Source organism: Sphingopyxis sp., assembly GCF_035998905.1.
GTDB lineage: Bacteria > Pseudomonadota > Alphaproteobacteria > Sphingomonadales > Sphingomonadaceae > Sphingopyxis.
This window is the reverse complement of record NZ_DASYHG010000025.1, coordinates 212,173-236,497: the sequence shown is the minus strand read 5'-3', so window position 1 is coordinate 236,497 and position 24,325 is coordinate 212,173. Positions and strand designations below refer to the sequence as shown.

Sequence of the window (24,325 nt, the reverse complement as noted above, 5' to 3'; positions counted from 1 at the left end):
TCCGGCAGATAGTTCGAACACACTTGTCGCCTATCGAAGCCGCCGCTGTAAAGCGCGCGCCGCGCGGCTTCCCTTCGGCGCCCTTGCTGCTATGCACCGACGATCACGCCGCCTGCCGAATTCAGGAGAACGCCTTGCGGCATCTCGCCCGCTTCGACCTCAACCTCCTCCGGATTTTCGACGCGATCTTCGCGAAGGGCGGGGTCTCGGCGGCGGCGCGGCACCTGAACCTGTCGCAGCCCGCGATCAGCCATGCGCTCGCCAAGCTGCGCGATATCTTCAGCGACCCGCTTTTCGTGCGGCAGGGTAATCGCCTCGTCCCGACCTCCGCGGCGCGTGCGATCGCGGGTCCGGTGCGCGAGGCGCTGCGCGGGCTCGATGTGGCGCTCGACGCCGCCACCGCCTTCGATCCCGCCGAGGCGACGCGCGAGTTCCGCATCGGCGTACGCCTGTCGGGCGAGATGCCGCGCTTCTCTTCGCTCGTGTCGCGGGTGCGCGCCGAAGCGCCGCATGTCGCGCTCGCCAGTGTGACCTTCCGCCGCCGCGATCTGGCCATCATGCTCGCGAACGGAGACCTCGACCTCGCGCTCGACGTCGCGCTGCCCGCCGACGACCGGCTCTGCCGCCACTATCTCGGGACCGAGCCGCTCGTCGTCGTCGCGCGGAAGGGGCATCCGCGCGTCGACGGCGCGATCGATCTCGATACCTATCTGGCGCTCGACCATATCATTGCAACGGCGCGGCCATACGGTCCCGGAATCGAGGATATGGCGCTCGACCAGATGGGCCTGACGCGGCGCGTCGCGGTGCGATGCCAGCATGCGATCACCGCGTGGCAGATCGTCGCGACCTCGGACATGCTCTTCGCGCTCCCCCGATCGCACGCGGCGGTGCTCGACGCGATGTGGCCGATGCAGCTCGTCGACCTGCCGCTACCGGTCGAACCCGGCGGCAGCTATCTTTACTGGCATCAGGCGGCGCAGGCCGATCCGGGCCTCGGCTGGCTGCGCGCGATCATCGTCGACGAACTAGCGGCAGCGGCCTAGCCATTCTCTAACCGAATACCGACTATTCGATCCTATCATTTTCTTAAATGACATGGTGCGCTTAGTGTCCGCAGTGAAAATCCACTGGAGACCTGCCCATGACCGAAATCGAACTTCAGGCCGAACTCAACGACCTCCGCATGTCGAAGGAGGCGCAACCGCTGTTCGACGCGGTGAAGCGCCACATCGCCGAAAATGTCGATCCAATCACCGAGGAGTTCTTCCGGCTCGGCGAAGGCCGCACCGATCGCTGGAGCTGGGCGCCCGGACAGCTTGAACTGCTCGAAGGCGCGAAGAACAAGGCGAAGGCCGCGGGCCTGTGGAACTTCTTCCTGCCGCACGGCGACACGGGCACGCCGCTTTCCAATCTCGACTATGCCTATATCGCTGCCGAACTCGGAAAATCGCCGCTCGCATCGGAATCACTCAATTGCTCGGCGCCCGACACGGGCAATATGGAAGTGCTCGAAATGGTGGGCACGCCCGAGCAGAAGGAGCGCTGGCTGAAGCCACTTTTGAACGGTGAAATCCGCTCGGCCTATGTGATGACCGAGCCCGGCGTCGCCTCGTCCGACGCGAGCAATCTCGAAACCAGCGCCGTGCTCGACGGCAACGAATGGGTGATCAACGGCGAGAAATATTTCATCAGCGGCGCCGGCGATCCGCGCTGCAAGATCCTGATCTGCATGCTGAAAACCAACCCCGAAGCGTCGCGCAAGGGACAGCATTCGCAAATCCTCGTGCCGATGGACACGCCGGGCGTGCAAGTGCTGGGGCCGATGCGCGTCTTCGGCGCCGACCATGCGCCGCAAGGCCACATGCATATGCGTTTCGACAATGTCCGCGTGCCGCGCGAGAATATCCTGCTCGGCGAGGGCCGCGGGTTCGAGATTTCGCAGATGCGCCTCGGGCCTGGCCGCATCCACCACTGCATGCGCACGATCGGCAAGGCCGAGGTCGCGCTCGACCTGATGGTGAAGCGCGGCAATTCGCGCACCGCCTTCGGCAAGCCGCTGTCGCAGCTCGGCAAGAATCTCGAGGTCATCGCGCGCGCGCGGGTCGAGATCGAGGCGATGCGGCTGATCGTTCTGAAAGCCGCAAAGGCGATGGACCTGCTCGGAAACCGTGAGGCACGCGTCTGGGTGAGTATGGCGAAGGCGATGGTTCCCGAACGCGCCTGCCAGATCATCGATCAGGCGATCCAGATCCACGGCGCAACCGGGATTTCGCACTGGACGCCGCTCGCCGAGCTATACGCAGACGTGCGTCACCTGCGCTTCGCCGACGGCCCCGACGAAGTCCATTATATGGTGGTTGGCCGCGACGAACTCGCCCGGCACTGATCAAACTGGCGGCGCCTTCGGGCGCCGCCCGCCAACACCCCTACAACCGCTCCATGCGGAGCCAGCGCGCATCGCCGATCCAGGCCTTCGATAGCGCCTTGTTCGCGGCGGCGGCTTCGAGCTTATGCCCCTGCGCGGCTTCGCTGCGGCCAAGCCCGTACAGCGCCCAGCCATTGTTCGGCGTTTGCGCGAGTGCCCCGCGAAAAGCGTCGCTCGCTTCGGCGTGGCGCCCCGCGCGAAACAGCGCCGCGCCGAGCGACTGTTTCACCGGATAATACCAGTAAGGCGGCTCCTGATAGGGAAGGCTTGCCTCGATTTCAGCCGCGCGGCGATAAAAGGCGATCGCTTCGTCGAGCCGACCCTGTGCAGACGCGAAGCGGCCGCGCGCAACGAGTTCGGCGAGCATCAGCAGATCGCCGGCGGGTACGCCCTGATCGATCATGCCCTTCAGCCCGCCCGATGTCCGGAGGCTTTCCATCGCGGCCATTTCCCGATCGAACCCGGCCCGGTCGCGAAGCGACGCATAGGCGACGCCGCGCGCATAGTGGCGTATCCCCGCCGCGTAAGGGAGCCGCGGGTCGGCCGCGGGCATCGCCAATATCGCCTTCGGCTCGGCGAACTGCGCCATCGCCATATAGGGCGCGGCATCGATCGCCTGGATCCACGCGAGCCGCGCCGAGGTTTCGGGATCGAGCACGGTCCGCAGCCGCTGCGCCTCGCGGACCGCGGTGCGCATGTCGCCCGCCATTTGGGCCGAGGTCACGATGAAATGGATATTGTGCGGATAATAGCCGTAGCGCACGAGGCCATTGTCGCCTGCGCTGCGGATATAGGCCTCGTCCGCGCGCGCCGCCGCAATATTGGCGCGGATGGAATCGGCGTGCCGACCACGCAGCTGGAAAATATGCCCCGGCATGTGGACGAGGTGTGCGGCGCTGGGAGCCAACGGGTTCGCGAGCCGGTCAGCCGCGGCCTCGGCGCGCTTGGGGTCGCTCGCCTCGAGCAGGTGGATATAGAGATGGTTTGCCTGCACATGGCCGGGATTGCGGCGCAGCACCGCTTCGACGAGGCGCACGGCTTCGCCGCTGCGGCCGACGGGCGTCTTCTTGTCGGCCTCCCAATAATTCCACGGGCTGGTATCCATCGCCGCCTCCGCCGCGAGCACCGCGACATCGTCGTCACCCGGAAAGCGGCGCGCGACGTCGAGCATTGCATCGGCATAAGCGCCGTCGAGCGCGGCGCGATCGGCCTTCGGGTCGCGCGAATAGCGCCGCGCGACGGCCTCAATCAGCGCGCGCTCCATCGGTGTCGCCGCGCTACGCAGCGCCATCGCGCGGTCCATCGCATCGAGCGCTGCATCATGGTCGCGATCGTCCATCGGCGCGTTGATGTTCGGGCCGAGCGCGACCGCCTCGCCCCACCAGCACATCGCGCAGTCGGGATCGAGACGTTGCGCCTCGCGAAACGAGCGCACCGCGCCAGCGTGGTTGAAGCCATAGGTCAGGATCAGCCCCTGGCTGAAATAGCGCCGCGCCTGCGGCGCACGCGTCGAAACCGGGAACGGCGACGCGGCGAGATCGGGATAGAGCGGGATCGTTTTACCCGCGCTGGCCGGCGCCGCGATGGCGGAGGCAATCAGCAGCTCGTTGGCGAGCGCCGATCCTGCGCGCCGCACACCGCACGAAAGCGAGGCCAGCCGGCTGGGGTCGAGCGCATCGAGCGCCGCTGCCGAAAAGCCCGGCGAGGGCGAAAAACTGGCGAGAGAAAAACCGGCGCCGACGATCGCGGCGAGCTTTAGCGGACGAAGCATCACAATTCCCCTCTTCCCGCGAAGGCGAACCAGAAACAAGCTTCTAACCTATCACAAAAGTAGATTACCCCCAAATTTGCGGGCCATTGTCATATTACTGAGTAGATTCCGAAAGATATACTGTGGCGTTGCAAGAATCTGCGGCATGCGCCTGTTTTTACCGTAACGACTTTCAGTGAACGCGCGCCTTCTCATCGGATCGCAAGGTCAGCACGCGCACGCCCTGGCGCGTCACGGCAACGGTGTGCTCGAACTGCGCCGACAGTTTCCCGTCTGCCGTCACGACGGTCCATCCGTCCGCCAGTGTCCGCACCGATCGCCGGCCTTGATTGAGCATCGGTTCGATCGTGAACACCATGCCCTCGCGCAGGACCAGTCCGGTCCCGGGCCGGCCATAATGGAGGATTTGCGGCTCTTCGTGCATCTCGCGCCCGATGCCATGCCCGCAATATTCGCGGACGATCGTATAGCCATGGCGTTTGGCGTGGCGTTCGATCGCGTGGCCGATGTCGCCGAGCCGCGCGCCCGGACGCACCGCCGCGATGCCTTGCCACATCGCATCATAGGTGACCGAGACCAGCCGCCGCGCCGCGGGGGCGACGTCGCCGACCAGGTAGGTCTTGCTGGAATCGGCGATATAGCCGCCCTTTTCCAGCGTGATGTCGAAATTGACGATATCACCGTCCTGCACGATGTCGGTTTCGGACGGCACGCCGTGGCAGACGACGTCGTTCCGCGAACAATTGAGGACATATTCATAGCCATATTGCCCCTTGCTCGCGGGGCGCGCGGACAGACGACGCACGATCAGGTCGTCGACCATGTCGTTCACCGCCATCGTCGACAGGCCGGCGAGCGCGACGGTGTCGAGATGTTCGAAGACCGAAGCGAGCAGGCGCCCGGCTTCCGCCATCAGCTCGATTTCGTGCGGGGACTTGGTCACGTCCCCGCCCGCACCTCGTCGGCGCGGATGGCTTCGCGCAGTTCGCGCGACGCGACCTCATAGAATGTCAGCCCCGGCTCCAGCTCGCAGAGCATGCCGATCCGGATCCAGAACGCCGCCTGCGCATTAATCGAACGCCCCGACGCCTTGCACGCCTTGCGAAGCTGGTCGTGCAGATCATCGTCGATATTCACGATTCCCATGGATTCATCCCGAATATATAAATCATATATGATTCATATATTCGGGATCATGAGGGTCGTCAATCGGCGGTCACCTCGATCTCGCGCACCTGCCGGATATCGGCCGAGGACGAGCCCACCATGATCCGGTAGCGGCCCGGCACCACGCGCCATGCGCCGCTGTCCACGTCGAACTGCGAAAAGGCGCGCGGGTCGAGCGCGACTGCAACAGTCTTGCGCGCCTTCGGCGCGAGGTCGACCTTGGCAAAGCCGCGCAGCGCGATCGGCGGGTCGCCCGCCGCCGGAGCAAGCGGCGCCACATAGAATTGCACGACTTCCTCGCCCGCGACCGCGCCGTCGTTGCGCAGCGTGACGCGCACCGGCACCGCCGCGCTGCCCTTTACGCGCGCCGGACCCGACAGTCCCGAGTAGGTGAAGCGCGTGTAGCTGAGCCCGTGACCAAAGGCGAAGAGCGGCTTCACGTCTTTTGCCACATAGCCGCGATAACCGACGAGCAAGCCTTCCGAATAGGGCGTCTTGGCGCCCTTGAGGTTGATATTGTCGTCCTCGGTCCGCACCGGGAAGGTGACGGGCAGCTTGCCCGAGGGATTGACCTTGCCGGTCAGGATATTCGCGAGCGCCGCAGCGCCGCCTTCGCCCGGCAGCCACATGTCGACGATTGCCGGCGCCTTGCCGGACCATGGCATCGTCATCGCAGCACCCGCGTTGACGACGACCGCGGTCTTCGGATTGGCTGCAATCACTGCTTCGACGAGCTTGTTCTGGTCGCCGGGCAGGTCGAGCGAGGTGCGGTCATACCCCTCGCCCTCGGTCGTCGACGACGAACCGACGAACACCACCGCGGCATCGGCATCGCGCGCCGCCGCCACCGCCTCGTCGAACGAGGGCAGCGGCTCGCGGATACCGAAGCTCAGATATTCGTACGGGGTCTGGCCGGTGACATAATCGATGCGGATCGGATAGCTGCGCCCCGCTTCGAGTTCGACCGCGACCGTTCGCCGCGGGATCGGAAAGCCAAGCACGTCGCGAATGTCGGGCTTCGACGCGCTTGCCTTGTTGAGCACGGCCTTGCCGTCGAGCGTGATCGTCGCATTGCCCGTGCCGCGGGTGCTGAATTCATAGGTGCCGCTCTTTTCGGGCCAGAACAGCCCCTCCCAGCGGAAGGCAGCATAGCCGGTGACCTGCGGCCCTGCGATGTTGCCGCTGATCCGTTTGAGGAAAGTCGTCGCGGTCTCGCGCTTCACGGGTTCGCCGCTCATATCGGCATTGGCATAATAGGTGGCGGCGAGGCCGGTGACGCTGCGGTCGGTGCCGGGGCTGAACAGTTTCGGATTGGCGCCCGGCGGCGTTTCCTCATTGTCGACGCCGCGCGCGAAGCTGATCTTCACGCCGGGCAGCGCCGCCTTGAGGGCGGCGAGCGGCGTGCTTGTCTCGAACGGCACGACCGCCGAACTGCCGCCGCCCTGGATGCGCACGACGTCGGCATTGGGGCCGATCACCGCGAGCGATTTGATCGACGACGGCAGCGGCAGGACGCCGCTGTTCTTGAGCAGGACGATTGCTTCCTCGGCCGCGCTCTGCGCGAGCGCGGCGTTGCGCGGCGTCGTTTCGGCGATTGGGCGCAAGGCGCCGCGTTCGATCGCGCCGCTGCGTACGATCAGGCGCACCATGCGGCGGGCGTTATCGTCGAGCTGCGCCACCGTCACCTTGCCCTCGTCGACCGCCTTCCTGAGCTTCGGCCCGAAATGGTTCGGCGGTCCGGGCATTTCGAGGTCCATGCCGGCGTTCACGGTGGTCGCGGTCGAATGGACCGCGCCCCAGTCGGACACGACGAACCCCTTGTAGCCCCATTCGCTCTTGAGCAGGTCGGTGAGCAGCCAGCGGTTCTCGGCCGCGTGGATCCCGTTGATCTTGTTGTACGACGCCATCACCGACCAGGGATCGCCCTCTTTGATCACCGTCTCGAACGCCGGGAGATAGATTTCGCGCAGCGTGCGCGGATCGACGACCGAGTCGACGATGAAGCGATTGGTTTCCTGATTGTTCGCGGCGAAATGCTTGAGCGAGACGCCGATGCCAGCGCCCTGCGCGCCCTTCACATAGCCAAGGCCGATCTGGCCGGCGAGATACGGGTCTTCGGAATAGGTTTCGAAGTTGCGGCCCCAGCGCGGCGTGCGCACGATGTTGACCGTCGGCGCGAGCAGCACGTCGGCGCCGTGCGCGAGCGTTTCCGTGCCGATCGCCGCACCGACCTTCGCCGCGAGGTCGGGGTTCCACGTCGCCGCCATCGCGACGCCGACAGGGAACACGGTCGCGGGCTTGCCGTCGGGCGAGCGCACCCCGGTGGGCCCGTCGGTCATGCGGATCGACGGGATGCCGAGCCGCGGAATTGGGTTCAGCGTCATCGAGCTCTCGCCCGCGAGCAGCAGGATCTTTTCGTCGAGCGTCAGCCGCCCCATCAGGTCGTCGACGCGCGCCTCAAGCGGCGCCGACTTGTCCCTGTAGATCATGTCCTGCGCCTGAGCGCCGGACAGCGCCACCGTGGAGGACAGCAAAGTTGCCGCCAGATAGGCTGTCCGGCTCTTCATTACTTGATCTCCGCCAGATCCTTGGCGGTCGCGGCGAGCATTTCGTCGGTGATCTTGCCGTTCGAATAGGGCTGGAGCTGCGTCAGGCTGATCGCCTTGAACATCTCATATTCGGGGAGTGCGATCATGCCGGGGAAATGCTTCTCGATCACCGCCTTGCCCTTTTCGTCGGCGACGATGTCCTGCAGCGGCGTGTCGAGATTATATTTGGCATCGGCGGCGGGTGCAGCCGGAGCCGGGGCGGGTGCTGCGGGAGCCGGTGCCGGCGCGGGAGTTCCTTGGGCGAAAGCGGGGGCGGCGGCCATCAGCGCCGCAACAAACATGGCAGTTCTCATTTTACTTCTTCCTTTTGAAGATCGGCGACCATCGCTTCTCTGATAAGATATTTTTGGACCTTTCCCGTCACCGTGGTGGGGAATTCACCGACGATACGCACGTAGCGCGGGACTTTATAGTGGGCGATCTGGCCGCGGCAGAATTCGCGCATGTCGTCGGCGCTGGCCTCCGTGCCGGGTTTCAAACGGACCCACGCGCACAATTCTTCGCCCATCCGCTCGTCGGGGATACCGACCACTGCGACATCCTCGACCGCAGGATGGCGATAGAGATAATCCTCGACCTCGCGCGGATAGATATTCTCGCCGCCGCGGATCACCATGTCCTTGAGGCGCCCGACGATATTGCCATAGCCTTCGGCGTCGATCGTCGCGAGGTCGCCCGAGTGCATCCAGCCATCCTCGTCGATCGAGTCCGCGGTGCGTTCGGGCTCGTCCCAATAGCCGATCATCACCGAATAGCCGCGTGTGCATAGTTCGCCGGGTTCGCCCGACGGAACGACATTGCCGTTCACGTCGACGATCTTGCATTCAAGATGCGGCTGGACGCGGCCGATCGAGCCGACGCGGCGCTCGAACGGGTCGTCGGGCGCGGTCTGGAAACTCACCGGGCTGGTTTCGGTCATGCCGTAGGCAATCGTCACGTCGCGCATGTTCAGCCGCTCGACGACCTGCCGCATCAACGGTTCGGGACAGATCGCGCCGGCCATGCAGCCAGTACGCAGCGAAGAGACGTCGAAGTCGTCGAAGCGCGGATGCGCGAGCACCGCGATGAACATCGTTGGCACGCCATAGAGCGACGTGCAGCGCTCGGACTCGACCGCGCGCAGCACCGCTTCGGGATCGAACCCTTCGGATGGATAGACCATCGTGGCGCCGTGGGTGATGCTGGCCAGATTGCCCATCACCATGCCGAAGCAATGATAGAGCGGCACCGGGATGCAGACGCGGTCTCCCTGCCCCAACCCCTGCGTGCGGCCGACGAAATAGCCGTTGTTGAGAATGTTGCGGTGGCTGAGCGTCGCGCCCTTGGGCGGGCCGGTGGTGCCGCTGGTGAACTGGATGTTGATTGCGTCATTCGGATCGAGCGTCGGGCCGATGGCGGCGAGCCGCTCGCGGTCGGCGTCGGTCGCAAGCGCCGCCGCGTCGGCGAAGCGCAGCCAGCCGGGGCGCGCCCGCTCGCCGATCAGGATCAGCGAGCGCAGTGTGGGCAGGCGGACGGCGCGGAGCGCGCCGGGCGTGCTCGCGGCGACTTCGGGCGCAAGTTCCTCGATCATCGCCGGATAGTCGCTCGTCTTGAAGCTGCTCGCGGCAACGAGCGCCGACAGGCCGACCTTGTTGATCGTATATTCGACCTCGGACAGGCGATAGGCAGGGTTGATCGTGACGAGAATCAGCCCCGCCCGCGCCGCGGCGAACTGGGTCAATGTCCATTCGACGCAATTCGGCGCCCAGATGCCGATCCGGTCGCCGGGATTGAGGCCGAGCGCGAGCAAGCCCGCGGCGAAAGCGTCCGACCGTTCGAGCAGTTCGGCGAACGTCCAGCTTATGCCCTGCCCGACCGAAACGAGCGCGTCGCTTTCCCCCCAGCGCTCCGCGGCCAGTGCAAGCGCTGTGCCGATCGTATGCTCGATCAACGGTGGTTCGATGGCTCCATGAACATGGCTCGTCATTTTCCGGGTGCCTCGCAGGTAAAGCTCGCCGCATCGTCGGTCGAACCCCTATTGTCCCATTTCGCGACCTTGGGAAATGCGCAGAGCGGCCGTGTCCGCCCGGCCTTTGCGGGGAGGCCGATATAGGCGAACAGATCGTTGTCGAATTTGGTCGCGATGATCCGTTCGGGCGCGGGGCTACCCTGCCGCCAGCCGTCGAGCGCCGTCAGCGGATCGAAATTGTTCGGCCCCGGTCCTGCGAGGCAGTGCGACATGCCCGGCACCATGAACAGGCGCACCGAGGTCGCTGCAGCCTTCGGGTTCGCCGCGACGAGCCGCCCATAATAATCGACCGTGTTCTGCGCCGGAATCCCGGCGTCGTTCCAGCCGTGATAGAGGATCAGCTTGCCGCCGCGTTTGTAGAAAGCACCAAGATCGGTGCTGTCGGCGTCGAGATCCCCGCCGACGCGCGCCTTTGCTAGCGCATAGTCGCGCTCGAGGTTAAAATCCGAAAGCTGCCAGTCGGGATTGGCGTGCACGAAATAGCGGAAGAAGGCGGTGCCGAATTTTACGTGCTGCGACGTCTTGCCGGTCAGCCATTGCGACCAGGTTCCCGCCTCAGCCTCGGCGCCCGGCGCGAAGCCGGGGTAGAAGCTCTTGCCGTCGGCGCCCTTCGGACCTTCGTAGAAAAGCTTCGCGGTGGCGACCTCGCCGGGCGTCAGGCAATCGGCGCCCTCGCCGCCCTTGCACGCGAGCTTCGCGGGATCGAAATGGCACGCGCGCGGATCGCCGATCACGCCGTCCTTGACGCCGTCGAGGCCGTCGCACTGGCCGAGCGATGCGGCCTGAAGCAATTTCAGTTTCGCCATCGGCAGGTCGCCGCCGGGCTTGTTCGCCGCAACCGCGTTGTTCGCAAAGGCGCTCGCCATGCGCGTCCACGGCATCGCAGGCGCGCCCGCGATGATCGCGTCATAATCTGCGGGGTAGCGCTGCGCGAGCGTCAACGCCTGCCGCCCGCCATCCGAACAGCCGTGAAAATAGCTCGCGGTGAGTGCGTTCTCGTAAAAGGCCGCGATCACCTGTTTCGCCGTCTCGGCGCCGACATGATTGGCGCGCCAGCCATAGTCGCGGATCTTTTCGGGCGCGTTCAGCGCCCAGCTGGCGTCGACATCGGCTTCGCTGAAATGCCCCATGTCGGTGCCGACCGCAGCATAGCCCTTTTGCACCGCGCCGCGCATCAAGAGCGACGGAAGCAGCATGTTTGCGCCGAAACCGCCGTTCCCCGCGCCGAGCAGCTTGCCGTTCCAGCCCGCACGTTCGGGCAGCCAGACCTCGACCTTGATCGACGATCCGGGCACCGGCGACAGCGTCGCCTGCACGCGGCAAAAGGCAGCGGGCGCCGGCAGACCGGGCTTGCCCGCCTCCAGATTGACCATCGCGCCGCCCGCAAGCGAGGTCGCGGTATCGACCTTGCCGTCCTTCAGCGCCATGCCGGTCAAGGCTTCGCAGTTCCCGGCCTTTTGTACGGCGGGCGTCGGCGCGGGTGCGGGTTCGTTGGCGGTGCAGCCCGTGAGCAGCGACCCGCCGGCGAGCAAGAGAAGCGATGCGGTCTTCATTTGCCGACCAGTCCCTGATCGCGCATCCACGCCGCCATCGCGTCGGTCCACGCGTCGCTCGGTTTGCCGCTTTTCTTCATGCCGAAACCATGGCCTCCGCTTTCATAGGTTACGATCGTGCTGCTTGCGCCAGCACCCTTCCACGCAGCCGCGAGGCGAACGCTGTCGTCATAGGCGAGCTTGTCGTCCTTTGCCGCCGCGACGAACAGCGGCGGCGCCTTCTTCGGCACCGCTATCGTATCGGGGAGCAGACCAGGATAGATGGCGATCGCGAAATCGGGGCGGCTCGCGGGCTTGTTGGCCGCCAGCGTCCACACCGTCACCGCGCCGCCCGCCGAAAAGCCCATCAGCCCGACGCGGTTCGATTTGATGCCATAGCGACCCGCATTCTTCCGCACCCACTTCACCGCATTCTCGCCGTCGGCGGTCGCCAGCGGACGCAGCGGCTCGACCGCAGTGCGCAAGGTCGGAAGATTGGCGAGATAGCGCATCATCTGAAGCGGGAAATCGGCGCCGGTTTCGAGCAGGCGATATTTGAGGACGAACGCCGTGACGCCCTGACTGTTCAGCCACTTCGCGACCGCCTCGCCCTCATTGTCGATCGACAGCATGTGAAAACCGCCGCCGGGCGCGACGATAACCGCGGTCCCGTTGGGCTTGTCGGCGACATAAGGGGTGAGCGTCGCGTCGGAGACGTTGCGCACGATGGTCCCGAAAGCTCCCGTCTCGCGCACCTCCCTCGAGGTCGCGGGCACAGGGTCCGACGACAGGCGGATCACCTCCCACGCACAGGCGGGGATCGCGACGATGGCGAGCGCACCGGCAACGACGGCAGAGAGGCGCATGGTCATGGCTTTCATTTCTTTTCGTTCCGTGCGGCGGCGATGGCGGTGAGCGCCGGCGTGGTTGCGGGTGCCATTGCGGTCGCGGCGATGCCCATCGACAATAGCTGCGGCGCCGCAGGGTCGAGCCGCGACCAGACGGGCAAGCCGCTGCCATTCGGATCGCCGGTCTTCGCGAAATTGGTCCAGTAATCGCCAAGCTGCTTCGCCGCAGCGCGATCGGCAGCAGTGGCATCGGCGGACAAATTGCCGAACTGGAAAGCGACGTCCGACGCATGGACCGCGCCCACGTCGGGTTTGCGCTGGCCTTCAGCGACATAGCCGAAGCGATAGAGCCAGGCCGGCCCCCCTGCGCGCGCCTGCAACAGGCCGAAGGCGAGCGCCGGTTCGGCGAACATCGCATCGCCGCCGAGCCGGCGGTTCGCTTCGTCTTCGCTTGCGTAGGCCGCCTTCACCATCCCGGCGGCGGCACCCAGCGACTTTTCGACCGGGCCATTGACCATCGCGCGGAACGGCGCGGGGATGAAGCCGAGTTCGTCGTCATTGCTGCCGATGATATAGGGAATGCGCGACTGCTTGCCCTCGGCAAAGATCGTCTCGGCGCCCGCGGGAACGATCGTCCCGTCGGTCATCGGCCCCGAATAGCGATCCTCTTCCTTGCTCATCAGCGCGACGCTGCCGAGGACCGTTTCGGCAGGCAGCGCACGCAGCGCCGCCACATCGGCGGCGCCTGCGCGGGTCGCAAAGACCTGCCCCTTCGCCTGCGCATCGGCCAGTGTCGGCCAGTTGTCGCGGCCGCCGCCCGAGGCAACGATCGCACGCGCGAATAGCCCCTTCGCCGCGGGCGATGCCATCAGGCGCGAGACTGACTCCCCGCCTGCGCTTTCGCCAAAGATCGTGACCTTCGCCGGATCGCCGCCGAAGGCTGCGATGTTGCGCTGAACCCATTTGAGCGCGGCAATCTGGTCCATCAGTCCCCAGTTGCCATCCTTGCCCAGCGCAGGGTGCGCAAAGAAACCGAAGCGGCCGAGGCGATAGTTGAAGCTGACGACCACGACATCGCGCCGCGCGAGCGCTGCGCCGTCGGTTTCGGGCAAGGTGCCCGATCCACCCACAAAACCGCCACCGTGGATCCAGACCATCACCGGCAGCTTCGCGCCCTTGGCGGGCTTCGGCGTCCAGACGTTGAGCGTCAGGCAGTCCTCGCTCATCGGTCGCGATCCGGGCTGGATGCCCGGCAGCGGGTTCTGCATGCAGTCGGGGCCATAAGTGGTAGCATCGCGCGGCGCGCGCCAAGGCTCGACGGGTGCAGGCGCGCTCCATCGCCCGGCGCCGACCGGCGCTGCGGCGAAGGGGATGCCCTTGAAAGAGGCGATGCTGTCGACGGTCGCGCCGGTAACGGCACCGCTATCGACCGTGACCTGCTGTGCCGCAGCGGGCGACACCAGTGCAGCGATGGCCCCCAAAACGAGTATCGCGCGGGTCATGGTGTGCCTCCGGTATTGAAGATGAAACGGCCGGGTCCGGTACGATAGACGGAATAACCCGCCTCTTGCCGAACGGCTTGAGCCCCCGACGGCGCAGCGATCCCTCCAAAACGTGTCGGCACCCAGATTTCACCGGTGGTGTTCGGCGGCACTTCGACCGTCAGCGTCAGTTTGCGGTGTGCAGCAAACTGCCACCCCGAAAAGGCGCGGCCGTGGACCGTCTCCATCGCCGCCTCGGCGCTCGCGAGCCCGTCGGGGATCGCCGGCCTGACGAGCACGACCTTGTACCCCGGCGCGCCCGGGCGCAGCCCGGCCAGGCGCTGGCGCATCCAGTCGGAAATCGAGGCGAAATAATGATGGTCGCGCGAACGGCTGTTCAGGCTCCACGTCTCGAACATCGTCGAGTGACCGTTCTTGATCCACCAACCCCAGCTCGGTTCGTCATTGCGCGTCGCGACGCGATACGCCAAGTCGGCGTAGCCATAGTCACTCAAAATTTCGAGCAGGTAACGCGCGCCATAGACGCCGGTGCGCAGCCCCTGTTTGTCGACGTCGCGCGCAATGGTTTCGGCGACGCCTTTCTCGCGCCCCGGCGGCACCATTCCGAACGCAAGCGGCAAGATATTCTGCACTTGCGTCGCTGGTCCTGCGACACCCTTGGCATCGACGGTCCGATACCAGCCGTTCGCTCCGTCCCAATAGCGCTCATTGTAAGCCGTGCGGATATCCTCCGCGAGCTTCGCGTAGCGCACCGCATCCCCTGCCTTGCCAACAATCGCCGACGATTTGGCGAGCAGGTCGGCCTGATGGAAAAAATAGGCCGTCGTCACCGCGTCGATACCGCCGCCGCGCGCATTGCTGTAGTCCATGCCGCCCGCCGATGCCCATTCGGACAGCCCCGCCGAACGCCGATAATCGGGCGCCTTGATGAAGGTCGCGGTGTAATCGACGAGCCTACGCTGCATGTCCTGATTGTCGGCGAGGATGCGCGTGTCGCCAGTGGTCGTGTAAAGCTCCCACGGCAGGATCATCGCCGCCGCATCCCACGGCGTCGTCGGGCCCCAGATCACGTTCCATCCCGGCGTATTCTCATAGCCATAGAAGGGCGTCGTCGGCGCGATTTCGGGCACCTCGCCCTTCTCCGATTGCGCATCGCGAAAATCGGCGAGCCATTTGGTCCATACGCGCGCAATGTCGAGGCTGCGCGCCGCGGCGCCCGCCGAAGCCTGCGCATCGCCGGTCCAGCCGTTCTTTTCATAGGTCGGCGTGTCGGTCTGGAAACCATGGAGATTGTTGAGGATCGACGCGATCGCGGCAAAATCGATCTGGTTCAGCAGCGGATCGGCGCTCGTGAAGCTGCCGGTGCGCGCGACCGCCGAATGGACGATGCGTGCTGTCAGAGCGCCTTCGCCGGGCGTGCCGGGAAAGCCATCGACCTGCACATAGCGAAAGCCGCGATAGCCGAAGCGCGGCTCCCATTGCTCGGCGCCCCTGCCCGCGAGCGTGTAGCGATCGGTCTGGAGCTGCGCGTCGATCAGCCCCGCGGCGGGCACGACCTTCCCGTCGTCGGCGACGCGCTCGCTCGCGACCATCGACACGGTGAGTCCCCGCGGCCCGCTGACCTTGAGCACCGGCCAGCCGGCAACGATGCGGCCGAAGTCATAGACATGAACACCAGGCGCGACCTCCTTGACCGCAACAGGCGCAATATCTTCGACGGGCTCGATCGCTTCCGAATTGGCCGCCACAATCTGCCCCGCCGGCCCCGCGACGACCGGAGCCGCCGACCATTTGCGGTCACGGAAACCCGCGCGATCCCAGCCCGCCGACACCAGTCGCGCGTCGAAGCGTTCGCCACGGTGCACAGAGTCATTGAGCGTCGGGCCGGCCATCGTGCGCCAATTGCCGTCGGTCGCGACCGTTTCGCGGGTGCCGTCGGCGTAGGTGACTTCGAGCTGCGCTTTCAGCGCGGGTTCGGCGCGCCAGGGCGCCGCGTGGAAATACCATTCATTCGGATCGGTCAGCCCGTACCATCCGCGTCCAAGTTCGGCGCCGATCACATTCTCGCCGCGGCGCAGCAGGCTGGTGACGTCGACAACATAGCCGAGCACGCGCTTGTCATAGGCGGTGAAACCCGCGCCGAGCGACGAGCCGACGACGGTACCATTGACCGAAAGGCGCGGCATTCCCGCGCCCGCATAATAAAGCCGCGCGCTTGCGATCGGCTTGGCGAGGCGGAAGGCATGGCGAACGAGCGGCGCGGGCGCCTCTATCGGCAGGACGATATCGACGCCCGGAACGCCGCTCGCGACGACGAGTCCGTCCTTCGCGACGCTGCCGCCGGTGAAGGGATTGTCGCCGCCCACGAAATCGAACGCGACGGCAGGGCTCTGCGCCCCCGTTACGCGGACGGAATGGACGATGGCGGCTGCGGCTTCCTTGCCCGCGAAGCCAATCGTCCCGTGCTTGTGCGCGTCATTGTCGAGCGTCGCAACGACTGCGCCGTCGATGCGCGTCACGATGCGCCCGCCCTTCGCCTCGATCGAGAGCTTGATGCGGCGCCCCTTCAGCGGCGTCGGCAATTTGACCTGCACCAGTCGCTCCATCTTGATCGCCGAACTGGTGCCGCCCGGATAGCGGCGGAGGGTCTGGATCAGCTCGGACCCGTTCTTGTCGTCGGCGAGCGTCCACACATAGGCATCGCCATAGGTCTTTCCGTTCGGCAACGCGCGAAACAGCACGTCGACACTCTTGCCCGTCAGCGTGAGGTCGGCGTCGAGCGTCAGGTCACCCCAGTCATGGTCGCGCCGTACAGGCCCCGAAATCCATTTCGCCTGCCAATCCTGAGCGTCAAGGAGTCCCATTTCCCACGAAGCAGGTGCGCTCCAGCCCGAGACATTTCCGCCGGAATCCCAGACCTGGACCTGCCACCAGTAGCGCTGGCGCGACACGAGCGCCGGCCCGGCATAAGCGATCTGGACATTGTCGGAGGAAACAACCTTGCCGCTGTCCCACAGCGGGGCGCGATCGAGGTCGGCTTCCGATGTCGCAACGCGGATGCGATATGCGCTTTGCCGCGCTACCGGCGAGCGCCACGCAAGCCGCGGCGCCGCCGTGTCGAGCCCCAGCGGCGCTGCGGCATATTCGGTCCGCAGCTCAGCCGGCGCCGCATCCGCAGCCTTCGCGGGGGCGGTTGTCATGCCAACGGCGGCGAGCGCACCCCAGAACAGGCCTCGCAAGCTTCCGATCAGCGGCAACCCAACCTCCCCGTCAGAATTTGGTGCGAATACCGAAGGATACCAGCCGGCCGAGCGTGCTGCCATTCGTATAGCCCGATGCACTGTTCAGGAATGGCGGGTCCTCGTCAAAGACATTGTCGACGTTCAGCGTCAGCAGCGTGTTCGCGAGCATGTCGCCGAGATCATAGCTGAAGAAGAGATCGACCGTGTCGAACGCCGCGATGCGCGTCTGCGGCGGTAGCCCGATGATCGGATAGCCGCTGCGGTGGTTGAGCGTCGCGCGCGCGGTGAAGTCGCCGACCGTCGCGCCGAGCCCCGCGGTGAAGAGGAAACGGCCCGTCCCGTTCTTGAGATCGTCGTTGACCGGACCGCCCTGCACCACCTGCGTCTCGCGATTGAGGAGGTAGCTGCCCGTGAAGTTGGCGTTGATCGAGCCAAAGCCGGTCGGGCGATTATAGGCGAGGTTGAAGTCGATCCCGTCGACTTTCACCGCGCCGAGGTTCGCACGCTGCGCGAGGAACAGCACATAGGGCGAGCTGATCGCGAACAAGGTCGCAAGGTTCGGTACGCCATCGACGCGGAGATTGCCTGCCGCCGCCTGCGCCTGCGCGAGCGTCGGGTTGAGGATATAGAAATCCGAATAGGCGGGCGTGGTGAACAAGAGCGGCGAGGTGAAGGGCGGGACCGCGATCGCATCCTTGAACTTCACGTTGAAATAGGTCGCGCTGGCGACGAGGCCTTCGATCGCCGCGGGCTTCAGGTCGAAACCGAGCGACCATGTATCGGCCTTTTCGGGCTTCAGATTGGCGTTACCGCCGGCGATCGCGATCGTCGGACGCAGTGCGTCGAAGGGCGAACTGTTCGGCGCGCGGAACGGACTGAACGGCAGAACCTGCACACGCGCGTCGACCGAATTGCCAAGGTCGGCGAGGCTCGGCGCGTGGAACGACGTGCCGTAATTGCCGCGGATCGTCAGCGCCTCGAACGGGCGCCAGGTCACTCCGACCTTCGGATTGGTCGTGCTGCCAACGTCACTGTAATCGTCGTAGCGAACCGATCCCGACAGTTCGAGGCTGTAGAAACCGGGCATGCGGTTGTCGGCGCCAAAGATCGGGACCAGCAATTCGCCGAACAGCGATTTCACATTACGCGCGGCATAGGCGTTCGAGCCGGTGACCGCCGCTTCGGGACCGCTACCGGTGAACGAACGGATATTCTCGTAATGATATTCGCCGCCGACCGCCAGGCGGATGTCGCCGCCGGGCAAGTTGGTCAGCGGGCCGTCGAGCACGAAGCGGCCCTCGGCAAGTTCCTGCGTCGCTTCGCCATAGTTGACGAAATCGTCGATCGCCGCGAGCACCGCGGGCGAGGTCGCCGAGAGGTTATAGGGGTTGAGCGCGGTCGCGGTCGAGGTTCCGGCGAGCGCAATCGTCGCGAGCGTCGAATTGAACGACCGCTCGGTCGATTCATTCTCGCTGCGCCCGAAGTTGGCCATTGTGCGCAGCTGCCAGCCGCCGCCGAGCTCGAAATCGAAGCTTGGCGTGATGCCGTAGGAGGTGAAGCTCGACGGGCTGTCGTTACTCGGCCCAAAGACATCGTCGAACGCGAAGGAAACGGTATGCGCCAGCTCGGTACCGATCGGGCGGAAGAAGGGATTTGCAGCGGTGATCGTCCCGCTTGCGCTGCTCTGTGCACTGCGATGCAGCGTGTCGCGCTTCGACCAATAGGCCGACAGCTTGAACGCAACCGAGTCGCTGAGGTCCTGCGTCAGGCCGGCGAAGACGCTGTGGCGCTCCTCGCGCGGATAGATGGCCGCATAGTCGGTCTGGTCGCAGCGATTGACCCCGGGCGTGCGGCCGGGAAGCGCATAGGTCGTCGTGCCGACGGTGATGTTGGCGAGCGCGCAGGCGGTGCTGCGGAAATCGCCGCCGCCGCGGTCAGTTTGGTTCGCCGTCGCATAGTCGCGGTCGAGCCCGATCAAATCGTCGTGCCAGGCATAGGCATAGGAGATGAAGACCGAGCCGGTGCCCCAATCCTTGCCCGCAATGACGCTGGCGTCGATCGTCTGATAATCCTTGGCAAAGCCATAACGCGCATTGACGCCGATGCCGTCGTAACGGTCACGCGTGATGAAGTTGATCACGCCGCCGATCGCGTCGGACCCATAGATCGACGAGCCGCCGTCGGGGATGACGTCGACGCGCTTGATGACGTCGGGCGGGATGACCGAGGGATCGAAGCTCGTCTGCAAGATGCCCGCGCCGACCATTCGATGGCCGTCGACGAGCACCAACGTCGTCGAACCGCCGCTCGCGCCGAGGTTGCGGATATTGGGGCGCACGATCGGATTGCCGAAATTGCCGAGCCCCGCCGGAATCGTGCCGAAATTGCCGACCTGCGGGATCGAGGCGAGCAGGTCGTTCGCCGACGCCGCACCCGAAGCGACGACATCGGCCTCGCTGACCGCAACGACATTGGTGCCGACCGGCGCAACGCCGCGCAGCAAGGTGCCGGTAACGACGATGTCCGCATCGCTCGGCGCTTCGGAGTCGGCGTCCTGCGCATAGGCGCTGCTTGCGCCAAGCAGCGCGCCCGCACATGCCAGCACCGAAATACCGCGTCGCCACGCGCCCCGCCGTGCAACCATATCCAGCCCTGCAGTCGTCATCGCCTTCATCGCATCCTCCCTGCGCTCGCCTGCGCGAGCTGTCCTTTTGACGGAGGTGCCTGTCCGGCAAATTTGTCCTCCGATGCCACGCCTCGTTGAGCGTTTCTGCATCAATGCTCATTATTTGTCTTTATCAATCACGTCAACGATCAAATTCAATCATTCCAGCCCGAACGGCACAGCCCCGCGCGGTTTTGGCGTGAAAGCTTTGGGAAATTCAGGCGATGATGACGCGGATACCGGCGGCTTCCATCATCGCGACATGGTGCGGTTCGATTCCGGCGTCGGTGACGACGACGTCGATTTCGTCGAGCGAGCAAACGACATTGCCCGAGGGACCCGAGAATTTCGAACTGTCGACGAGGACGATGATCTCGTCGGCGCGCTCGATCAGCCGCCGTTCGGCGGCGACGAGGATCACGTCGGCCTGCATCAGCCCTGCAGGACCCATCGACGCCGCGCCCATGAACAGTTTAGGCGCATGAAAGCGCGGCATCCCGTCATCGCCCGCCGCCGACAGCACGATATTCTGTTCGCGAAATACCTGCCCCGAGGGAATGAGGATGCGCGTCGTCGGCTGCGGCAACAATGCGCTGACGATATGGAGCGAGTTGGTCAGCACCTGCAGGCTCAGCCCGTCGAGGTGCGGACACATCTGCAGCGTCGTCGAGCCGCCGTCGATCATGACGCCTTCGCCCGGGATACAAAGACCCGCGGCCGCGCGCCCGATCGCTTCCTTCGCGGCGCGATTACGGCCGATATTCTCGTGGAACGGAACGCCCGATAGACCATCTTCGGACGCGGTCGACGCCCCGCCTCCCCCTCCAACGCGCTTCGCCCCGCCGCGCACGCGGGTAATGACGCCCGCGTCTTCCAGCCGGTCAAGATCACGGCGGATGGTAGCTGGCGATGCGGCAACGCGGCTTTCGAGGTCGCGGAACGAGACGAATCCGTTCTCGCCCAAGCTGTCGAGAATCATTTTTTCGCGTTCGGCTGCGTGCATATGGGTCCCTGTCTGATTGCGCCTATTTGACGGGAGCTGCGCCGAGTTGCAATCGAATGATTAGACAATCCCCGCCGTAGTCCCCGCCGCGCGCCGTTCCTGCGCCTTGCGCTCCCGCCAGCCGCTCGCGCGATAGGCGGCGATCGTGTCGATCGCCCCGCCCGCTTCAGCGCGCGCCGCGGCGAGGATCGGAGTGACGTCGGTGCGGTACGCCGCACGCAGCGCCTGAAACGCCATCATCGTATCGTTCGCTTCCTGCGCGGCAAGCAATGCCTCGCGGTCGACGAGCAACGCCTTGGCATAGGCCGCGACAATCGCCTCGGCCGACGAGAGCATCGACTCGATCGGGTCGGTCACATTGTGCGACTGGTCGATCATATAGGCGGGGCGGAAATCGCCGCGCGGGTTCAACTCGGCCTCGATCAATTCGTTGAAGACGAGGAACAGCTGGTGCGGGTTGATCGATCCGCTATCGAGGTCGTCGTCGCCATATTTGCTGTCGTTGAAGTGAAATCCACCAAGCTTTCCGAAGCGGTGGAGGCGTGCGACAATCTGTTCGATATTCACATTCGGCGCATGATGTCCAAGGTCGACGAGGCATTTCGCCTTGTCGCCCAATTCCTGCGCAACGAGGATCGAGCTGCCCCAGTCCGAAATCACGGTCGAATAAAAGGCCGGCTCGAACATCTTGTGCTCGATCAGCATTCGCCAGTCGCCGGGCAGCGCCGCATAAACCTGCGACGCCGCATCGAGATAGCGGTCGAGGCTGCGGCCGAGATCCTGCTGCCCTGGGAAGTTGGTGCCATCACCGACCCAGACGGTCAGGTCGGTGACGCCAAGCTGTTTCCCGATCTCGATGCATTCGATGTTGTGCGCTACCGCCTGCTCGCGCACCTCGGCGCGGGTCGAGGAGAGCGAGCCCGTGGTATAGCTCACCGCCTGTCCCGGCTGGTCCTGGAAGGTGTTGCTGTTCACCGCGTCGAAGCCGAGCCCGAGCGCCGCCGCTTCCTCACGCAAACCGCGATAGTCGCTGACCTTGTCCCACGGGAAATGTGGACTGACGCGCGGGGTCGCGCGGCCGAGCTGCTGGATGACTGCACAGTCCTCCAGCTTTTCATGGATGCTCGTCGGCTCGCCCGCGATCGGGAATTTGGCGAAACGCGTGCCGCCGCGCCCTGCACCCCAGCTCGGGACGGCGACCGAGAAACCCGCGACCTTCGCCTTTACGCCATCGATGTCGATCCCGCGCCGGCCTAGCTGGCGGCCGAGGCTGCCATAATCATCGTCGAGCGCGTCGGTCAGACCGGCGTTCAGCCGCTCAATATCATCCTGTGCGAGCGGCAGGTCGCCAGCCATAAAACTCTCCGTACCTTAGCGTGTGAATGCCTGCGCGTTGCCCGCGTCGACGTTGATCATATTGCCGGTCGACTTTGCCGACATATCGCAGCTGAGAAAATAGACTGCTTCGGCAACATCCTCGGGCAGCACGTCGCGCTTGAGCATCGAGCGATTCCGATAATGCTCCTCGAGCTCGCTACCCGAATCGATGCCATGCGCGCCCGCACGCTCGCGGCGCCAGTCGCCGTCCCATATGCGCGATCCCTTGATCACCGCATCGGGGTTGACCGTGTTGACGCGGATGCCGAAAGGCGCGCCTTCGAGCGCGAGGCAACGCGCGAGATGCAGCGCCGCCGCCTTCGCCGACGCATAGGCCGAGGCATTGGTCGCGGCGGCGATGCCGTTCTTCGACCCGATGAAGACAATCGAACCGCCGCCTTGCGCCTTCATCAGCGGGAAGGCCGCGCGCGCGGTGAGGAAATAGCCTTGAGCGAGCACGTCATAATTGCGCTGCCACAGCTCGAGCGTCGTGTCCTCGATCGGTGCCGACGAAGCAATGCCCGCGTTGGCGACGAGGATGTCGAGGCCGCCGAATTCGCGCGCGCACGCCGCAAAAGCCGCGGTGACCTGCGCCTCGTCGGTGACGTCGCACACCGCCGAACGGATGCGGTCGCGGCCGAAACGGCCTTCGAGTTCGTCCGCAGCTTTGAAGAGCGCATCGGCGTCGCGGTCGACAAGCAGCACGCACGCGTCGTCTGCGGCGAGACGCTCGGCTGTCGCGGCGCCGATCCCGCCCGCTCCGCCGGTAACGAGCGCGATGCGCCCTGCGAGCGGTTTGGGTTTCGGCATCCGCTGGAGCTTCGCTTCCTCAAGCAGCCAATATTCGATGTCGAACGCTTCCTGTTCGTCGAGCCCGACATAGTCGCCGATCGCCTCGGCACCGCGCATCACATTGATCGCATTGGCGTAGAATTCGCCTGCCAGCCGTGCAGTCGCCTTGTCGCCGGCAAAGGTCATGCGGCCGATGCCGGGGACGAGCACGACGACCGGATTGGGATCGCGCATCGCGGGCGAGTTCGCGCGCGCGCAGCGCTGGTAATATGCGGCATAGTCGGCGCGGTACGCCTCGATCCGCTCTGCGAGATAGGCGGTGTCGTCGATCCGTACGGGGTCGAGCACGAGCGGCGCGATCTTGGTGCGCAGGAAATGGTCGGGGCATGAGGTGCCGATCGCAGCGAGCTTCGCGAAATCGCGGCTGCCGGTGAATTCAAGCGTTTCGGCATCGTCGGCGAAGTGCCCAACGCGCCGCCCGCCCATCAGTCCGCGGAGCAGCGGCATCAGTTTGGCCGCGAGGGCATTTCGTTCGGCGGCGGGCCGCGGCGCGACGATCTCGCCGCCAAACGCCGGCCCCTCGGCCAGCTTCGCATTCAGATAATTTGCCGCGTCGGTGATTAGCGCTATCGTATTGTCGTAGCAGCCCTTGGCACTGTCGCCCCAGCAGATGATCCCGTGCCCCGCGAGCATGACCCCGCGAAGGTCCGGACGCGCGGCAACATAGTCACGCAGCTTCAGCCCGAGGTCGAAACCCGGACGCTGCCAGGGCAGCCAGCCGACGGCTCCGCCCCAAATCGCCTGCGTCGCCGCCTCGCCCTCGCTCGACGCGGCGAGCGCGATGATCGCGTCGGGGTGGACATGGTCGATATGCGCGAAGGGCAGATAGCTATGGAGTGGCGTATCGATCGACGCCGCGCGCGGATTGAGCGCGAAGGTGCAGTGCGGCAGATAGCCGACCATCTCGTCCTCATGCTCGAGCCCGCGATAGAGTTTTTCGAGACCGAGCAACTTGTCCTGATAGAGCGTCGAAAACCCGTCGAGCTTCATCGAACCGATATCGCCGCCCGACCCCTTGACCCACAGGACGGGAACGCTTTCTCCGGTCAGAGGATCGCGCGCATCGAGCTTGGCCGAGGTGTTGCCTCCGCCGAAGTTGGTGACGGTCAGATCGGAACCGAGGCGGTTCGAGCGATAGAGGAGCAAATCTTCGGGGGCCTTACCCTGCACCTCCTCATCCGACCAGCGATTCGCCGGAATGGCAAAAAGCAGCGCGGCCGGGGAACGGGATTCGGGCGTGGTATCCAGAAGATCGGGCATGAAGGAAACTCGTTGTTTCGACTATGCGAGGCTATCTATCGAAATCGCTGGCGCTCTGCAA

At 65.1% G+C, this 24,325-nt stretch carries 16 protein-coding genes; 2 read left to right on the top strand and 14 right to left on the bottom strand.

Annotated features, from left to right (window positions below; all coding sequences use genetic code 11):
• Positions 1-134: 134 nt before the first annotated feature.
• On the top strand, positions 135-1,046 hold the full coding sequence (locus VGN62_RS15525) for a LysR family transcriptional regulator (RefSeq protein WP_327455469.1): 912 nt from the start codon (positions 135-137) through the stop codon (positions 1,044-1,046).
• A gap of 98 nt (positions 1,047-1,144) precedes the next feature.
• Positions 1,145-2,389, top strand: a complete 1,245-nt coding sequence (locus VGN62_RS15520) for an acyl-CoA dehydrogenase family protein (protein ID WP_327455468.1) — start codon at positions 1,145-1,147, stop codon at positions 2,387-2,389.
• Between the two features lie 40 nt (positions 2,390-2,429).
• On the opposite strand, the gene VGN62_RS15515 is transcribed toward VGN62_RS15520, so the two are convergent.
• The 14 genes from VGN62_RS15515 to VGN62_RS15450 form a co-directional block, all read right to left on the bottom strand.
• Positions 2,430-4,199, bottom strand: a complete 1,770-nt coding sequence (locus tag VGN62_RS15515) for a tetratricopeptide repeat protein (protein ID WP_327455467.1) — start codon at positions 4,197-4,199, stop codon at positions 2,430-2,432.
• A gap of 172 nt (positions 4,200-4,371) precedes the next feature.
• Positions 4,372-5,142 carry a type I methionyl aminopeptidase gene (gene map / locus VGN62_RS15510; RefSeq protein ID WP_327455466.1) on the bottom strand — a complete coding sequence of 257 codons (771 nt, stop codon included), beginning with the start codon at positions 5,140-5,142 and terminating at the stop codon, positions 4,372-4,374.
• Entirely contained in the window at positions 5,139-5,345 is a 207-nt protein-coding gene (locus VGN62_RS15505) for a ParD-like family protein (RefSeq protein ID WP_327455465.1), read from the bottom strand. Before VGN62_RS15505 ends, map begins: the two co-directional genes overlap by 4 nt.
• Positions 5,346-5,404: 59 nt before the next feature.
• Positions 5,405-7,933 carry a glycoside hydrolase family 3 protein gene (locus VGN62_RS15500; RefSeq protein WP_327455464.1) on the bottom strand — a complete coding sequence of 843 codons (2,529 nt, stop codon included), beginning with the start codon at positions 7,931-7,933 and terminating at the stop codon, positions 5,405-5,407.
• Positions 7,933-8,268, bottom strand: a complete 336-nt coding sequence (locus tag VGN62_RS15495) for a hypothetical protein (protein ID WP_327455463.1) — start codon at positions 8,266-8,268, stop codon at positions 7,933-7,935. The genes VGN62_RS15500 and VGN62_RS15495 overlap by 1 nt, the downstream gene beginning before the upstream one ends.
• A complete protein-coding gene (locus tag VGN62_RS15490) occupies positions 8,265-9,941 on the bottom strand; it encodes an AMP-binding protein (protein WP_327455462.1) in 1,677 nt (558 codons plus the stop codon). The genes VGN62_RS15495 and VGN62_RS15490 overlap by 4 nt, the downstream gene beginning before the upstream one ends.
• Positions 9,938-11,536 (bottom strand): tannase/feruloyl esterase family alpha/beta hydrolase, encoded by a 1,599-nt coding sequence (locus tag VGN62_RS15485; protein ID WP_327455461.1) that lies wholly within the window; start codon positions 11,534-11,536, stop codon positions 9,938-9,940. Before VGN62_RS15485 ends, VGN62_RS15490 begins: the two co-directional genes overlap by 4 nt.
• Entirely contained in the window at positions 11,533-12,387 is an 855-nt protein-coding gene (locus VGN62_RS15480; protein WP_327455460.1) for an alpha/beta hydrolase, read from the bottom strand. The genes VGN62_RS15485 and VGN62_RS15480 overlap by 4 nt, the downstream gene beginning before the upstream one ends.
• 5 nt (positions 12,388-12,392) lie before the next feature.
• Positions 12,393-13,865, bottom strand: coding sequence for a carboxylesterase/lipase family protein (locus VGN62_RS15475; protein WP_327455459.1), 1,473 nt, complete (start codon positions 13,863-13,865; stop codon positions 12,393-12,395).
• A complete protein-coding gene (locus tag VGN62_RS15470) occupies positions 13,862-17,122 on the bottom strand; it encodes a family 78 glycoside hydrolase catalytic domain (protein WP_327455458.1) in 3,261 nt (1,086 codons plus the stop codon). The genes VGN62_RS15475 and VGN62_RS15470 overlap by 4 nt, the downstream gene beginning before the upstream one ends.
• Before the next feature lie 13 nt (positions 17,123-17,135).
• A complete protein-coding gene (locus tag VGN62_RS15465; RefSeq protein ID WP_327455457.1) occupies positions 17,136-19,781 on the bottom strand; it encodes a TonB-dependent receptor domain-containing protein in 2,646 nt (881 codons plus the stop codon).
• Between the two features lie 208 nt (positions 19,782-19,989).
• Positions 19,990-20,775 (bottom strand): DeoR/GlpR family DNA-binding transcription regulator, encoded by a 786-nt coding sequence (locus VGN62_RS15460; protein WP_327455455.1) that lies wholly within the window; start codon positions 20,773-20,775, stop codon positions 19,990-19,992.
• Positions 20,776-20,835: 60 nt separating this feature from the next.
• Positions 20,836-22,131: an L-rhamnose catabolism isomerase gene (rhaI, locus tag VGN62_RS15455; protein ID WP_327455453.1), complete on the bottom strand. Its 1,296-nt coding sequence runs from the start codon at positions 22,129-22,131 to the stop codon at positions 20,836-20,838.
• Positions 22,132-22,146: 15 nt separating this feature from the next.
• Positions 22,147-24,264, bottom strand: coding sequence for a bifunctional rhamnulose-1-phosphate aldolase/short-chain dehydrogenase (locus VGN62_RS15450; protein WP_327455451.1), 2,118 nt, complete (start codon positions 24,262-24,264; stop codon positions 22,147-22,149).
• Positions 24,265-24,325: the final 61 nt, after the last annotated feature.

Excerpts from the sequence above, each read along its gene's own strand:
- VGN62_RS15480 (WP_327455460.1), bottom strand. The coding sequence starts at position 12,387 with ATGACCATGCGCCTCTCTGCCGTCGTTGCCGGTGCGCTCGCCATCGTC.
- VGN62_RS15495 (WP_327455463.1), bottom strand. The coding sequence starts at position 8,268 with ATGAGAACTGCCATGTTTGTTGCGGCGCTGATGGCCGCCGCCCCCGCT.
- VGN62_RS15450 (WP_327455451.1), bottom strand. The coding sequence starts at position 24,264 with ATGCCCGATCTTCTGGATACCACGCCCGAATCCCGTTCCCCGGCCGCG.
- VGN62_RS15505 (WP_327455465.1), bottom strand. The coding sequence starts at position 5,345 with ATGGGAATCGTGAATATCGACGATGATCTGCACGACCAGCTTCGCAAG.
- VGN62_RS15520 (WP_327455468.1), top strand. The coding sequence starts at position 1,145 with ATGACCGAAATCGAACTTCAGGCCGAACTCAACGACCTCCGCATGTCG.
- rhaI (WP_327455453.1), bottom strand. The coding sequence starts at position 22,131 with ATGGCTGGCGACCTGCCGCTCGCACAGGATGATATTGAGCGGCTGAAC.
- VGN62_RS15460 (WP_327455455.1), bottom strand. The coding sequence starts at position 20,775 with ATGCACGCAGCCGAACGCGAAAAAATGATTCTCGACAGCTTGGGCGAG.
- VGN62_RS15515 (WP_327455467.1), bottom strand. The coding sequence starts at position 4,199 with ATGCTTCGTCCGCTAAAGCTCGCCGCGATCGTCGGCGCCGGTTTTTCT.
- VGN62_RS15485 (WP_327455461.1), bottom strand. The coding sequence starts at position 11,536 with ATGAAGACCGCATCGCTTCTCTTGCTCGCCGGCGGGTCGCTGCTCACG.
- VGN62_RS15465 (WP_327455457.1), bottom strand. The coding sequence starts at position 19,781 with ATGAAGGCGATGACGACTGCAGGGCTGGATATGGTTGCACGGCGGGGC.
- VGN62_RS15490 (WP_327455462.1), bottom strand. The coding sequence starts at position 9,941 with ATGACGAGCCATGTTCATGGAGCCATCGAACCACCGTTGATCGAGCAT.
- VGN62_RS15475 (WP_327455459.1), bottom strand. The coding sequence starts at position 13,865 with ATGACCCGCGCGATACTCGTTTTGGGGGCCATCGCTGCACTGGTGTCG.
- VGN62_RS15500 (WP_327455464.1), bottom strand. The coding sequence starts at position 7,933 with ATGAAGAGCCGGACAGCCTATCTGGCGGCAACTTTGCTGTCCTCCACG.